This is a genomic window from Sporosarcina sp. P12(2017) (assembly GCF_002743035.1).
GTDB classification, from domain to species: Bacteria; Bacillota; Bacilli; order Bacillales_A; family Planococcaceae; genus Sporosarcina; species Sporosarcina ureae.
The window spans coordinates 38,667-53,060 of sequence record NZ_PDYL01000013.1 but is presented as its reverse complement, the minus strand read 5'-3'; the positions used below and the strand labels follow the sequence as shown (position 1 = coordinate 53,060).

Annotated in this window: 11 protein-coding genes; 1 reads left to right on the top strand and 10 read right to left on the bottom strand. The window is 45.8% G+C overall.

Annotated features, from left to right (window positions below):
• Positions 1–110: 110 nt before the first annotated feature.
• The 10 genes from CSV80_RS11720 to parE all read right to left on the bottom strand — a co-directional run bounded on the left by CSV80_RS11720 (position 111) and on the right by parE (position 13,537).
• Complete coding sequence (locus tag CSV80_RS11720; protein WP_099671012.1) at positions 111–1,598, bottom strand: aldehyde dehydrogenase family protein; 1,488 nt, start codon at positions 1,596–1,598, stop codon at positions 111–113.
• Between the two features lie 18 nt (positions 1,599–1,616).
• Positions 1,617–2,750, bottom strand: a complete 1,134-nt coding sequence (locus tag CSV80_RS11715; RefSeq protein ID WP_099671011.1) for an acyl-CoA dehydrogenase family protein — start codon at positions 2,748–2,750, stop codon at positions 1,617–1,619.
• A gap of 20 nt (positions 2,751–2,770) precedes the next feature.
• The gene (locus tag CSV80_RS11710) at positions 2,771–3,967 is read right to left on the bottom strand and encodes an acyl-CoA dehydrogenase family protein (RefSeq protein ID WP_099671010.1); all 1,197 of its coding nucleotides are present in this window, start codon (positions 3,965–3,967) and stop codon (positions 2,771–2,773) included.
• A gap of 31 nt (positions 3,968–3,998) precedes the next feature.
• Positions 3,999–4,436: a Zn-ribbon domain-containing OB-fold protein gene (locus CSV80_RS11705; RefSeq protein WP_099671009.1), complete on the bottom strand. Its 438-nt coding sequence runs from the start codon at positions 4,434–4,436 to the stop codon at positions 3,999–4,001.
• Positions 4,437–4,447: 11 nt separating this feature from the next.
• On the bottom strand, positions 4,448–5,608 hold the full coding sequence (locus CSV80_RS11700; protein WP_099671008.1) for a thiolase C-terminal domain-containing protein: 1,161 nt from the start codon (positions 5,606–5,608) through the stop codon (positions 4,448–4,450).
• A 29-nt stretch (positions 5,609–5,637) separates the two neighbouring features.
• Positions 5,638–6,063, bottom strand: coding sequence for a MaoC/PaaZ C-terminal domain-containing protein (locus CSV80_RS11695; RefSeq protein WP_099671007.1), 426 nt, complete (start codon positions 6,061–6,063; stop codon positions 5,638–5,640).
• Between the two features lie 15 nt (positions 6,064–6,078).
• Positions 6,079–6,522, bottom strand: a complete 444-nt coding sequence (locus CSV80_RS11690; protein ID WP_029053805.1) for an FAS1-like dehydratase domain-containing protein — start codon at positions 6,520–6,522, stop codon at positions 6,079–6,081.
• A gap of 14 nt (positions 6,523–6,536) precedes the next feature.
• Entirely contained in the window at positions 6,537–8,687 is a 2,151-nt protein-coding gene (locus CSV80_RS11685) for an acetate--CoA ligase family protein (protein ID WP_233208483.1), read from the bottom strand.
• A 411-nt stretch (positions 8,688–9,098) separates the two neighbouring features.
• A complete protein-coding gene (parC, locus tag CSV80_RS11680; protein WP_099671006.1) occupies positions 9,099–11,525 on the bottom strand; it encodes a DNA topoisomerase IV subunit A in 2,427 nt (808 codons plus the stop codon).
• Positions 11,522–13,537, bottom strand: coding sequence for a DNA topoisomerase IV subunit B (gene parE / locus CSV80_RS11675; RefSeq protein ID WP_233201586.1), 2,016 nt, complete (start codon positions 13,535–13,537; stop codon positions 11,522–11,524). The genes parC and parE overlap by 4 nt, the downstream gene beginning before the upstream one ends.
• Before the next feature lie 231 nt (positions 13,538–13,768).
• On the opposite strand from parE, the gene plsY reads away from it, so the two are divergent.
• Entirely contained in the window at positions 13,769–14,371 is a 603-nt protein-coding gene (gene plsY, locus CSV80_RS11670) for a glycerol-3-phosphate 1-O-acyltransferase PlsY (RefSeq protein WP_029053801.1), read from the top strand.
• Positions 14,372–14,394 lie beyond the last annotated feature (23 nt).

Genomic DNA, 14,394 nt, shown 5'->3' with positions numbered 1-14,394 from the left:
CATTATGTCAAACCTAGGTGTGGTTTAAAGTGAAGATCTGCAGAAGAAGGTTCGATATGCTTGGTGCAAAACCGAAGCCCTCCCGCCACAGATCAGACGTTACTGGTTGTTTACCGAATATTGATGACACAAGCTTTTTCTAGTGTATAATCCAGAACCGAGTCTGTACCGTAACCGCTCTCTTTAACGCCGCTAAACGGAAGATCTGCACCTACTCTAGCGTACGTATTGACCCAAACATTACCTGCCTGAAGCTTATCAATCATACGATGTGCCAAGCTGAGATTTTGCGTCCATACGCCCGCTGCCAGACCGAAGTTCGTGTCATTGGCAATTTGAACGGCTTCTTCTTCGGTATCGAACGGAATAGCGACCGCCACAGGACCGAAAATTTCTTCACGAGCTAGTTTTGAACTGTTATCGGTTACTTTAACGAGCGTAGGCTGCACCCAATAACCGTCCGCAAATTCTGGTTGCCCCGGTAGAACAACTTCTCCACCGTATTTTCCTCCGAAGACGACTTCATACTCTTCTTTTGATGCCTCATCGATAAACCCGCATACCGACTGAAATTGCGCTTCATTCGCGATAGGCCCCATGGTGTTGCTCGTATCCAGAGTATCACCGTGCTTTACGAATTCATTGTCCGTCATCAACTCTTTTAAACGCCCAATCACTTCGTCGTAAATGGAGCGCTGGATCAGCATGCGTGAACCTGCCACACAAATCTGACCGGAGTTCGGTGTGAAGATGCCGTTGATCAATCCGTGTACCGCTTGCTCGATGTCCGCATCTTCAAAGACGATATTCGGAGATTTTCCGCCGAGTTCAAAGATCAACGACTTCGGTGAATGCGCGGTCGCTTTTGTGATACGCTCCGCTGTTGCTTTCGATCCTGTCAAACTCACTTTATTCACTTCTTTGTGAGAGACGAGGTAATCCCCGATTTCACGACCCGCACCTGAAATGACATTCAGTACGCCAGGCGGTAAGATTTGTGAAATCAACTCGCCATATCGCAATGATCCGACCGCTGCACTCTCAGACGGTTTAATGACGACCGTATTCCCTGCCGCTAGCGCATAGGCAGCCTTAATTGTAAAGGTGAATAAAGGTGCGTTCCAAGGTAAGATTCCAACTACTACTCCGTATGGCTTTCGTGAAGTGAAACCAAAATCCCCTGTGCCCATCTGTACCGTACGACCTTGTGCACCTACGAGAGATGCCGCTCCCGCTGCGTCATACCAAACCTGCTTTAACACTTCCGCCAAATACTGATACTCATCTAGTACCCAGCCGTTATTACGTGTTTCAAGTTCAAGCAACTCTGCGGCATACTCGGGTATCATATCCCCGATCTTGCGCATATAATCGCCGCGTGTACGTGCCGGTAGATTCGCCCAGTCATCGAATGCTGCGCGTGCTGCCTGGATGACCAGTTCTGCGTCTTCCTTTTTACTAGAAGGAATGGTCGCCCATACTTCCGCTGTAGATGGATCGATACTGTTTGATACAGCTCCGTCTTGCGCCTGTACCGACTGGCCATTGATGATATTGCCGTAAGTCGTCAATTTAGATTTCTCGGATACGTTCGTCATATGTTTTCCTCCTTCAAATTACCAGCCTAGTGAAGAAACAACTTTTTCTTGATAGAAAGGTGTGGAACCTAAATACTGATCATAATAACGTGCACGCTTTACGAATAAGTGGCAATCGATTTCTTCCGTGAATCCGATGCCGCCGTGGATTTGGATGTTATGTGCCGAGACTTCGATGAATTTCTCCGTCGCATATGTACGGGCGCTGTAAACGGCCGCTTCTCGGTCGAGTTCGTCCGTGTCCACCACCCAGTTGGCATAATGACTGAGGGAACGGGCAATTTCCAAGTTCACTTTCATATTGACGATACTGTGTTTGATCGCCTGGAATCGTCCAATTGCTTGGCCGAACTGCTCGCGGATCTTCGCATATTCCGTCGCCATATTGACGACACTTTCCATTGCGCCGACGATATATGAACTAAGTGCGGCATTGAAGTACAACAGACCTTCTTGAAGCTGCATCCATCCTTTATCCACTTCACCAATAATTTGCTTTTCTTTGACGACTAGATTATTGAATTCGATCTTCGCTACATGTTTTGATTCGTCAAAGGAAGATAGTTTCTCGATGTTTATTCCTTCTGTCTTGTCAATCAGCACAAGAGATAATCCGTCTTCTTGATCCGTTTGGTTTGTGCGTACCAATACGAGGAATGCATCCGCAAGTTCCGCTTCTGGTACAAGGGTCTTCGTGCCGTTTAACACGTACTGTCCGTCCTGCTGTACTAATGTACATTGGATACCTGCCGGGGAGAAGTCATTGAAAGGCTCAAGCGCTGCGAATGAAATCAGTTTTTCTCCTGAGGCAATCGCTGGCAGATACTGTTGCTTCTGCTCCTCCGTACCGTATTTCTTGAGCGTCGGTACTACTAACGCGGAAGTTTCCATGAACAAGCCGGGTACTAGTGAACGTCCCATCTCTTCGAACGTCGGAACGAGATCGAGTGCATCCAAGTCCATACCATCGTATTCTTCAGGAATGTTGATGCCGCTGCATCCAAGTTCAGCTAATGTCGTGTACACCTTCTTCAGATTTTCCGGATTATTGTCAATCATTTCTCGAGCCAGTTGTGTACCGCCGAATTTATCCAACATTTTGCGGATATGTCCACGGAACATTTCTTGCTCTTCTGTTAGTGAAAAGTCCATACTTCATCCCTCCAAATCTATTAACGTCCCATGTCTTTCGGCAATCCCAGAACGCGCTCGCCGATCGTATTGCGTTGCACTTCACTCGTGCCGCCACCGATTGTCTGTCCGAATGATGCGAGGAATAAATGCTGCCACTTCGGATCCGCTACGGCATCCTTATCAAATAGCACACCTTGATGTCCTTGAATCTCCACTGCAAATGCAGAGAGTGCCTGGTTCAATTCGGTTACCACCAACTTATCGATAGATGTTTCCGCTCCTGGTTGACCGTTTTTGATCGTAGTGGTCAGGTTTTTATAGTAATTCAGTAGCGATCCACGTACGCGGGCATAGAAATTCGCCAATTTTTGTCTGACTACAGGATTTTCAATCAATGGTTTGCCATTTACTTTATACTGCTGTGCCAGTTCCACTGTATCGTTGAATTGCTTTTCGAGTGTGAAGAGTTCCGCACCGATCCCTGTACGCTCATGGAGCATCAACGCAATCAATACATGCCAGCCCGAGTCTACTTGTCCGACGATATCTGCATCTGTCGCTACAGCGTCTGTCATATACACTTCGTTAAAGTCTTTATGTCCATCCATCTGCACGATCGGAAGCGTTTCGACTCCCGGCTGGTGCATATCCATCATGAAGACGGTAATCCCACGGTGCTTCTTTTCCGGGTGCGTACTCGTTCTCGTCAGCAGGAAGCATTTATCCGCCACGTGGCCAAAACTCGTCCAGACTTTCTGGCCATTGATGAGCCAGCGATCGCCGTCTTTTACCGCACGTGTTTTAAGTCCTGTTAAATCTGATCCTGCACCCGGCTCTGAATAGCCCTGGCACCATATTTCTTCACCCGTCAGGATTTTCTTCAAATATTTCTCTTTTTGTTCATCCGTTCCAATGTCGATCAACGTAGGACCTACCATATGGATTCCGATATAGTTGATAAGTGGCGGCGCTTTGACGCGTACCATTTCTTGATGGTAGATGATTTCCTCCATCAAGCTAGCGTTGCGACCGCCATATTCTTTCGGCCAAGCGATGGCTGCCCATCCACCTTCATACAATTTATTTTGCCATGCACGTAATACACGGGAGTATTCATCCAAGTCTTCCGGCAAATCGCGCTTGCCTTCTAGCCACCCTTCAGGAAGGTTCGCTTCAAGCCATGTTCGTAGTTCGGTTCTAAATTTTTCTTCTTTTTTCGTGAAAGAGAAATCCATACTCACTCATCCTTTCTATATCGCTTATCGATCAATTCGTCGCCGGAATCCACTGTGGCAATGCACGGTCTTCCGTAATATCCACCCATGTCATTTGGATCGGCATACCGATTTCCAAATCTTTTTCCTGGCAATTCAAGATATTGCCCATGATTTTCACTTCCGGCACTTTGTCGAGCTGTGCGAGTGCGATAATCGTCGGTAACTCATCCTGGAAGCCTGGTAAGAATGGACGGTAGGAAACCACATACGAATAGACTGTGGCTGTAATATCGTCGCCTAACTGTTCCCAGCTGACGTTTTCACTTCCGCATTTTGCGCACGTAGGGCCTGGCGGTTGTGAGTACGCATTGCAATCATCACATTTTTGCAGAGCCAGTTGATGTTGGTCCGCTGCATCCCAGTACGGGGCATTATCTATATCTTTCAATGGAATAGGTTTTTGGTAAGCAGTCGTTGATTGTGTCATAGTGATTCCTCCTAGTTTCGTAAGATCATAGCGCCAGCGATATCCGGTCCAGCCCAGCCTGTACAAATACCGATCTTGCAATCTTCCACTTGGCGTGCTGTTCCATCGTAGTCATGGCGTAGCTGTCTGACGATTTCAATGGCGTTATTCATTCCGTGCGTATAGCCTTCCGATAACATGCCGCCCGCTGTATTGGTTGGCAGTTTGCCGCCGATCTTCAAGTTGCCTTCAGCAACAAAATCTCCCACTTCTCCGCGTTTCGCAAATCCGTATGCTTCAAGCTGGCGCATAACAACCCAGCTGAAACAGTCATAGATGGAGGCAACATCGATATCGTCCGGTGTTACACCCGCATTTTCGTAGAGTTCTTTCGCTACGTAATCTGAAGCGACTTGGTCGATATCGTTCCAGTAATGAGCGTGCGGATGACATTGTCTTGCTGCCATTCCCATGATATAGACTGGTTTTGACGTACAGTCTTCCGCTTTTTCGGCAGATGTGACGATGATCGCATTTCCTTCATCGAGCTCCAAGCACGAATCATGGATATTGAATGGAGAACTAATATCTGGTGTAGCGAGATAGTTTTCCATCGTTAACGGCTTGCCGTGCAGAAAGGCTTTCGGATTACGTTGTGCATGCTCATAGAAACTCAAGCAGACATGTCCGAGATGTTCTTTCGTAATACCCGTTTCATGCATGTGACGCGTCGCATACATGCCGAACCATTGCGATGGACTTGCCGATCCGTACGGAATCACGAAACTTCCGCCAGCCAATGCCCCTTGCAGCATATCAGGATCATATCCTCGGCCTACACGAGTCCCCGAACTACCGTTCATGGAACGATAGATCAAAACCGTGTTCAGTTGGCCTGCTTCAATGAGCGCCACTGCATCCGCAATCAGCATTTCCGTACTCGCTCCGCCACCCTGGATATCCTTAACGTACTTCGGTCGTACACCAAGATACGTTGCCAGTTGGTGAGACGTACAGGAATCCCCTTCGTTATAGTTCATGAATCCGTCTATGTCTGTTGCTTTCAAACCTGCATCTTTGATTGCTGCTCTTGCAGCGTCGAGTGCCAAATGCAGAGGTGTTGTCCCCGATTTTCTTGAGCGTTCGCTCTCTCCTACGCCTACAATGGCATAGCGGTCCTTAATAGTTCCCATAGATACATTTCCTCCTATTTCACGTCTGTTTATGTCAGTTGCAAGATGGCGCTGCCTGCTCCAACAACTTCTCCCGATACTTTCTCGGCCGTCAGTTCCAGTGCGATGCACCTCTTGCCATCTTCTTCATATGTTCGTTCGACTACACCCGAACAGCGTATTTCATCACCCGGTACCGTCATTTTGCCGAAACGCATCTTAAAGTTTGCGACGCGTGCATCCTTGCCAGCAATTTTCATCACGTACTCCCCAAGGAAACCCATTACGAGCATACCGTGCGCTATAACACCATCCATTCCGATTTTCTGCGCAAAACCATCGTCCAGATGCAACGGGTTGAAATCCCCAGAAGCACCTGCATATTGTGCTAGCTGCACTTTCGTAATCGGCGACTTTACCATCGGTTCAAGTTTCTGATCCACGGTCAATTCTTCCAACACCCAATCTTTGATCATATGATGTCCCTCCAATTAGTTTTTCGCTGCGCGATAGACGATATTCATTCGGCTAATACAGACCAGTTCGCCCGCTTCGTCTTTCATTTCCGTATCGAGCTTCAAGAACTGCATCTTGCCGCTCTTTCCTTCTTTGTCATACAGATCGCTTACTTTGATCTGGCAGCGTAGTTGATCTCCTATGCGGATCGGTTTGTAGTATAGGAATTCCTGCTCACCGTGCAACATCCGGCGGTGGTCAAGCTGCACTGGCATTTCTACTTTGCCGTCGTTCATCGCAATCGGGAATGTCGGCGGGACAACTAGCCCTTCGTATGCCGACTCCTTCGCATATCTGTCGTCTGTATAGAGTGGATTGTCGTCTCCGATGGCAGTGGCGAATTGGCCGACATGCCGACTTTCGACTTCAAACACGTATTCGTCACTCGTTAAGCCTATAACGCTTTTATCCAAGTCCATTTTCCATCCTCCTCTTATTTGGTGATGATCAATGCATCTGCCGCTACAATTCCGTCTTCGTAAACGATTAACGGGTTAATGTCTATTTCCTGAATGATATCCGAGTAGTCTTCAATTAATCTAGAAACTTTCAGTAACACGTCGATGATGGCCTCTTGATCGACGGGCTTTTTATTGCGTACACCTTGTAGGATTTGATAGCCCTTCAAGCTTTCCATCTTATCGATCGCATCTTGTCTTGTGATCGGTGCGACACGGAATGATACATCTTTGAAGACTTCTACAAAGACACCGCCGAGACCAAACATAATGACGGGACCGAATGTCGGATCGCTCGTCACACCGACGATGACTTCCACGCCTTCAGGCAACATTTCCTGGACGGATATCCCGTGAAGGTTCGCTGTCGGACAATGTTCTTTCGCACTGTCGTAGATTTCTTTGAACGCCTGGCGTACTTCTTGGCCGTTCTGGACATTCAATCGGATGCCGTTAACTTCCGTCTTATGTGGAATATCAGGTGAATCGATTTTCATGACGACTGGATACCCCATGTTGTTCGCCGCTTGTACTGCATCGTCCGCCGTCTTGGCAGTGATTCGCTTCGCTGTGCGGATACCGTATTCGGAGAGGATTTCGCTAGATTGCGATTCGCTCAATGTTTGATTTGCCGGTAACAGGTGGCGGATATTCGATACGTCGAGTTCTTTTCTTGCAGGCTCTTCATTGATCTTGTGCGCTTTTCTATACGCTTCTGCGTAATCCACTAATTTTGCAAGCGAGCGGATCGGATTCATGTCACCGAGAATGAATGGAATGCCGTTGTCCTCAAGATACTGGACACCTTTAGGGATAGACATGCCTTTTAGCGGGAAGTTCGATATCAACACGAACTTATCCGAGTTTTTACAGATCTCGACGAATTCCTGAAGAAGTGGTGTGTTTTCATCCCAGTGAATAGGGAATTCAGGAAATAAGATAATGTCCGTATCAGGATCATTGACTAGTACCTTTAATGGTGCGAGATACAATTCCGGATTGGTGATCGATGCGGCTGCGGTTAAATCAACCGGGTTGGAAGCGCTTGCAAAATCAGGAATGTTTTTCTCAATTTCTTTACGCACTTTATCGCTTAGCGCATGAATATTTAATCCGTACGATTCGCAACGATCCGCTTCGTTGATTCCTCTGCCGCCTGAACTCGTGACGATCACTGTATTTTTGCCTGTCGGGAGTTTATTGGCCAAGAATAATTTAGAGAATGAAAGAATGTCATCGTAATCGTCTGCACGCACAATGCCGGCTTGCTTGAAGAATCCGTCATACACTTTATCAGCACCCGCCAATGAGCCGGTATGTGATGCCGCTGCACGACTGCCTGCGCTGCTTCGTCCGGACTTCATGATGACGATTGGTTTGTTGATTTGAAGTGCGAATTTCGCTAGTTTCCGTAACTTCGCTGCGTTTTTCTCGCCTTCTAAATAGCCGCTTGCTACTTTTGTTTTTGGGTCATGCAACATGTATTCAATGACGTCAGAGAAACTTACATCGACTTCATTGCCGACACTGACGAAGTAATTAAACGTCAACCCATGTTGAGCTGCCGCAATATATGTCAACACGCCAAACGCGCCACTTTGCGTAACAAATCCCACTTCACGTTTCTTGCCAAGTGGCACATTCGTGAGTCCTGGAGAGAATGTCCCCATCAAGCCATTTGTTGTATTGAGAAGACCTACACAGTTCGGGCCAATCAATCGCATATGGTATTGTTCAGCGATTTCTTTCAGGCGGTTTTGTGCAATAATTCCTTCTTCGCCAATCTCCGAGTAGCCGGATGCAAAGACAATCGCCGCCTTGACACCGCTTTCACCGCAATCGATCAAACATTTCTCTACTTGATTTATGCCGACACAGAGAATAGCCAAATCGACTTGTTCCGGGGTGTCGCCTACGCTTGCGTAACAAGGCAATTCTCCAATCTCTTTCGCTGTAGGATGGATTGGGTAGATCTCGCCTTCAAAGCCTGCGTCTAGTAGCGCTTTCAATTGCAAGTAACCAATTTTGTTCGTGTTTTCCGAAGCACCTAGTACGGCAACTCTTTTTGGGTTGAATAAGGGATCCAGCTCAATATTCGATGGTAGTACTTCATTCATCATTTTCATCATCTCTTCACCTCTACGCTTTCTTATCAACTTTTCTATTTACTTGCTTGAGTAGAATCATAGCAAAAGGGGTTTTCCATTACATTTTCTTTTTTGCATTAAATAATTAATGTTATTAGGGGTGGAATTATAAATTGAGCGGCCGCTCAGTGCTTGCTGTGTAAACGTTTTATACATTTATTATTTTCTGACTAGTCATGATAGACCCGACTTACGTGCTGAATGGCCGCGACTTCGGAGAGGGATGGGCGCTTTTTTGTGGAATTCAAGGGTTATCGTGCATGGTTTGTGTAATATTTATCGCGAGGTTACTAATAGAGGCTGAAGCCTGTAATACTTGATTTTAAACGTAAAACAAAGCAAAAAACGTCCCCTGAAGTTATGTAACTTCAGGGGACGCTCTCTTATTAGTTACTTACTATCCTTCTTTACCGTCACCACTTGCACAATCTGTCCGTCTTTCGCCTCATCCACTACAGAACTTCCTGTAGACTGACGATTAGAATTTTTTATCGACATAGGCTCAACCTCTATCTTTAGACCTTTAGACGTATGAATCACGAACTCTTCTTCGTCTTTCACAAGCTTCATATCTACCACTCGATATGGATTGGACTTTAGCTCTTTAATGATCGTGACACCTCTAAGCGCTCTAGAGCTTGTCTCGAACTCTGAAATGTTCATTCTTTTGATGGTTCCACGCTGTGTAGCTACAAATACATTGCGTGCTTGCTCTGTAATCACTTCAAACGCCACAAGCTCGTCTTCGGCTTTCAGATTGATTCCCTTGACGCCACCTGTACGGATACCGGTAATCGCGAGTTCTGACAAGGCAAATCGAAGTGAATAGGCTTGTTTACTTACCAATAATACGTCTTCTTTACCCGTTATAACCCGTGCCCCCACCAATCGATCGTCTTTTTTGACGTTCATTGCTTTGAATGTACGGTTAAAACGTTGCACTTGGAAGTCCGTCAGTTTCGAGATTTTTACATTCCCATTGGATGAAGCAGTCAAAATACTGCTATTTTCATCAAATTTCTCAAGGGCGATCACGTCTACTAGCTCTTCGCCTGGCTCGAGTCCGCAAATGCTAGATAAATGCTGCCCTAAATCACGCCAGCGGATCTCTGGCAGCTCGTGAACCGGTTGATAGATGTAATTACCGAGTGATGTGAACAACAGCAAGTGATGCTGTGTATTCATGGCAGATTCGATTAGATTATAATCATATTCCTTCATTTCTTGGCCTTTTCCACCTGATGCGGAGTAAGAACGCATACTTGTGCGTTTGACATAGCCGCCTTTTGTGACGGATACCATGACTTCTTCGCTAGGAATTAGGATATCGAGATCTACTTTCAACTCTTCGATTTTTTCTTCGATGACAGAACGACGTGGCTCGGAGAATTGCTTGCGAATTGCTTTGATTTCTTTCACCAAAACAGATATCAATTTAGCCTCGCTTGCCAGGATCGCTTCTAACTCTTTGATCAAGTCACGTAGTTCTTGTTCCTCGCGTTTTAATTCCGTAATATCCGTATTCGTCAATCGGTATAGTTGCAATGAAACAATGGCTTCTGCTTGAACTTCAGTGAAATCATATGCATTGACCAAGTTCAATTTCGCGTCTTTTTTATCTTTTGACGCGCGAATTGTCTTAATGACTTCATCCAGGATCGATAAAGCTTTCATTAAGCCATCTACGATATGTAGTCGTTCTTTTGCTTTTCGAATATCGAAGTTGGAACGTCGGGTAATGACGTCTTTTTGGTGATCAATATACGCATCAAGAAGTATGGGTAGAGACATCAACATCGGACGTCTGCCCGCAATAGCGATCATATTGAAGTTGTACGTGATCTGTAGATCTGTATGCTTCAATAAATACTGCATGATGGCTGTGCCGTCTATTTCTTTCTTCAACTCGACTACAATACGCATGCCTGTACGGTCAGATTCATCGCGAATTTCCGCAATACCATCCAATCGACGGTCATGGCGCAGTTCATCCATCTTCTTCACTAAATTGGCTTTATTGACGTCATACGGGATTTCTGTAATGACAATCTGAGATTTACCTGCTTTTAACTGCTCGATTTCCCACAACGCGCGAATAATGAAACGCCCTTTGCCAGTTTGATAGGCGGTGCGGATTCCATCTGTTCCTTGGATAATCGCACCTGTCGGGAAATCAGGTCCAGGAATGACCGTCATTAGCTCATCTACGGTGACGTTCGGCTTCTTTAAGCGCATTAAGACCGCATCGATGACTTCATGCAGTGCGTGAGGCGGAATATCGGTCGCATAACCAGCAGAGATGCCTGTAGAACCATTTACTAGCAAATTGGGAAATCGCCCCGGTAAGACAGTAGGTTCAAGTTCCGTATCGTCAAAGTTAAAGGCAAAGTCGACTGTTTCTTTACGAATATCGCGCAACATTTCACTCGCAATAGCAGAAAGTCGAGCTTCGGTATAACGCATTGCGGCCGCGGAGTCTCCGTCGACCGAACCGTTATTTCCTTGCATATCTATCATTTCATGACGCAGCTTCCATGACTGACTCATCCGGACCATTGCATCGTAGACGGACGTATCACCGTGCGGGTGATAGTTACCGATTACGTTACCGACGGTTTTTGCGGATTTACGGAACGCTTTTTCATGTGTATTGCCTTCATGGAACATCGCATACAAAATACGACGTTGCACCGGCTTTAATCCGTCCCGCGCATCTGGAATCGCACGGTCCTGGATAATATATTTACTATAACGCCCAAAACGGTCACCAATTACTTCTTCCAAGGGCAGATCTTGAAACGTTTCTGACTGTGTCATTTCGTATCCCCCTCAACATGTATATATGCATTGTCTAAAATATTATGTTCTTCAATCAAGCCGAAATCGACATTCTCTTCAATCCATTTACGACGTGGTTCGACTTTATCTCCCATCAATGTGGTCACGCGACGCTCGGATTTCGCTCCATCTTCAATCGTTACACGAATCAACGTCCGTGTCGATGGATCCATGGTTGTTTCCCATAATTGATCAGCATTCATCTCACCAAGACCTTTGTAGCGTTGAAGCATATAGCCTTTTCCAACTTTTTCGATCGCTTCTTCAAGATCATCATCCGTCCATGCATAGGCAAGCTTTTCACTTTTACCGGTACCTTTAAATACTTTAAATAAAGGAGGCAGTGCGATATATACTTTACCTGCTTCAATTAATGGCTTCATATAGCGATAGAAGAACGTCAAGAGCAACACTTGAATATGCGCACCATCGGTATCGGCATCGGTCATAATGATGACTTTGTCATACGCAGCATCTTCAATTTGGAAATCAGCACCCACTCCACCACCGACTGCATGGATGATGGTGTTGATTTCTTCATTTTTCATGATGTCTTCGAGTTTCGCTTTTTCCGTATTGATGACTTTACCACGGAGCGGCAAAATTGCTTGGAACGTACGATCACGACCTTGTTTTGCTGAACCGCCAGCTGAGTCACCCTCAACGAGGTATAATTCATTCTTCGCTGCGTTACGTGATTGCGCCGGGGATAATTTACCAGACAACAATGTATCGGATTTCTTACGTTTCTTGCCTGAACGCGCATCTTCACGCGCTTTTCGTGCGGCTTCACGTGCTTGGTGGGCACGAATTGCTTTACGGACAAGATTTGCACTCAGTTCCGCATTTTCTTCAAGGAAATACAGCATTTTTTGCGAAATGACGGCATCTGTCACCGTTCGTGCTTCACTAGTACCGAGTTTCCCTTTCGTTTGACCTTCAAATTGCAGGATTTCTTCCGGGATACGAACCGAAACGATTGCCGCAATCCCTTCACGAATATCGGAGCCATCGAGATTCTTATCTTTTTCCTTCAACAAGCCCGCTTTACGTGCGTATTCATTCACCACACGTGTCATCGCAGCTTTCGCACCGGTTTCATGCGTTCCGCCGTCTTTAGTTCGAACGTTGTTGACGAATGAAAGAATCGTTTCGGCATAGCCATCGCTGAACTGGAACGCAAATTCGACTTCGATGCCGTCGACTTCACCTTCGAGGTACGCTACGTCGTGCAGTACTTCTTTTTCTTCATTCAAATAGGCAACAAATGCTTCGATACCGGATTCGTAATGGAAGATATCTTGCTTGTCCGTGCCTTCTTCTTTAAGCGTAATCTTTAAACCTTTCAATAGAAAAGCGGACTCACGCAATCTTTCTGCCAGTGTGTCGTATTGATATTTAATCGTAGAGAAGATCGTCGTATCCGGTTTGAAATGGATCATCGTTCCTGTTTCTCTAGTTTTACCGATTTCTTCAAGTGTCGTAGCTGGTTTACCACCGTGCTCAAAGCGCTGAAGAAATTTCTTGCCGTCACGGTAGATCGTCACTTCCAGCCACTCGGACAATGCATTGACAACGGATGCCCCAACACCGTGCAAGCCGCCACTCGTTTTATAGCCGCCCTGCCCGAACTTTCCACCTGCGTGCAATACGGTCATAATGACTTCAGCAGTTGGTTTTCCTGACTCATGTTTCCCCGTCGGCATACCACGTCCGTAGTCTCGTACGCTAATGCTGCCGTCTTTATGGAGCGTGACATCAATCTCGTTACCGAAGCCTGCCAGCGCCTCATCCACCGAGTTATCGACGATTTCGTAGACTAAGTGGTGCAGACCTCTCGTATCGGTCGAACCGATGTACATTCCCGGTCTTTTTCGTACCGCTTCTAAGCCTTCTAAAATTTGAATGGAACTATCATCATACGTATTTTGTATTTTCTGTTTCGTCAAAATGAAACCCCCGTCAAACAAATGTTCTGTTGTTTTAATCATACATCTTCTGATAAACCTTGTCAAATCAACGTTTTGTTTCAGCTCAACCTATTGTATAGAAGAAATGTACGGAATGCAACGAGCAAACGATGACAACGCGCCGAACGATTTATGCGCAAATTCCTTTTTTCGCCTGTTCTTCATCTTCCTCTAGAATTCTATTATTGTCCAGAACTTATGCATCTGCTACACTAATAATAAAATCGTTTATCATGCATAAAGGGGTTCACTATGGAAAATTACGTTATCATTCTGGCAGCTTATTTACTTGGCTCCATCCCTTCCGCACTCTGGATCGGCAAGCTTTTTTATGGAACGGATGTTAGACAGCATGGCAGTGGAAACATGGGCGCGACAAATACATTTCGGGTACTTGGAAAAAAAGCTGGCATCGTTGTCACACTACTGGACATCTTCAAAGGAACAGCAGCTGTCCTCTTACCGCTATTACCGTTCTTCCACGATACAGCGATTCATCCATTAATACTTGGAGTCGTCGCAGTTCTTGGGCACATCTTCCCTATTTTCGCAGGACTTAGGGGCGGAAAAGCCGTTGCGACTTCTGGCGGTGTATTACTTGGCTTTAATTGGCCGATTTTCTTATTGGTCGTCATTACGTTTTTAATTGCATTAAAACTTACGAAGATGGTATCGTTAACATCCATCATCGTGTCGGTCTTGGGACCACTATACTGTCTCATTTATTACTTTATGGGTGGCGACCTGTATTTATTTTTAGTCGTCGCATTGATGGGCTTCTTCATTTTTTATCGCCATCGTGACAATATCAGTCGAATTAAAAATGGGACCGAGCCGAAAGTGAAATGGTTATAGGTTTATCCACTGGAAAGGATGTA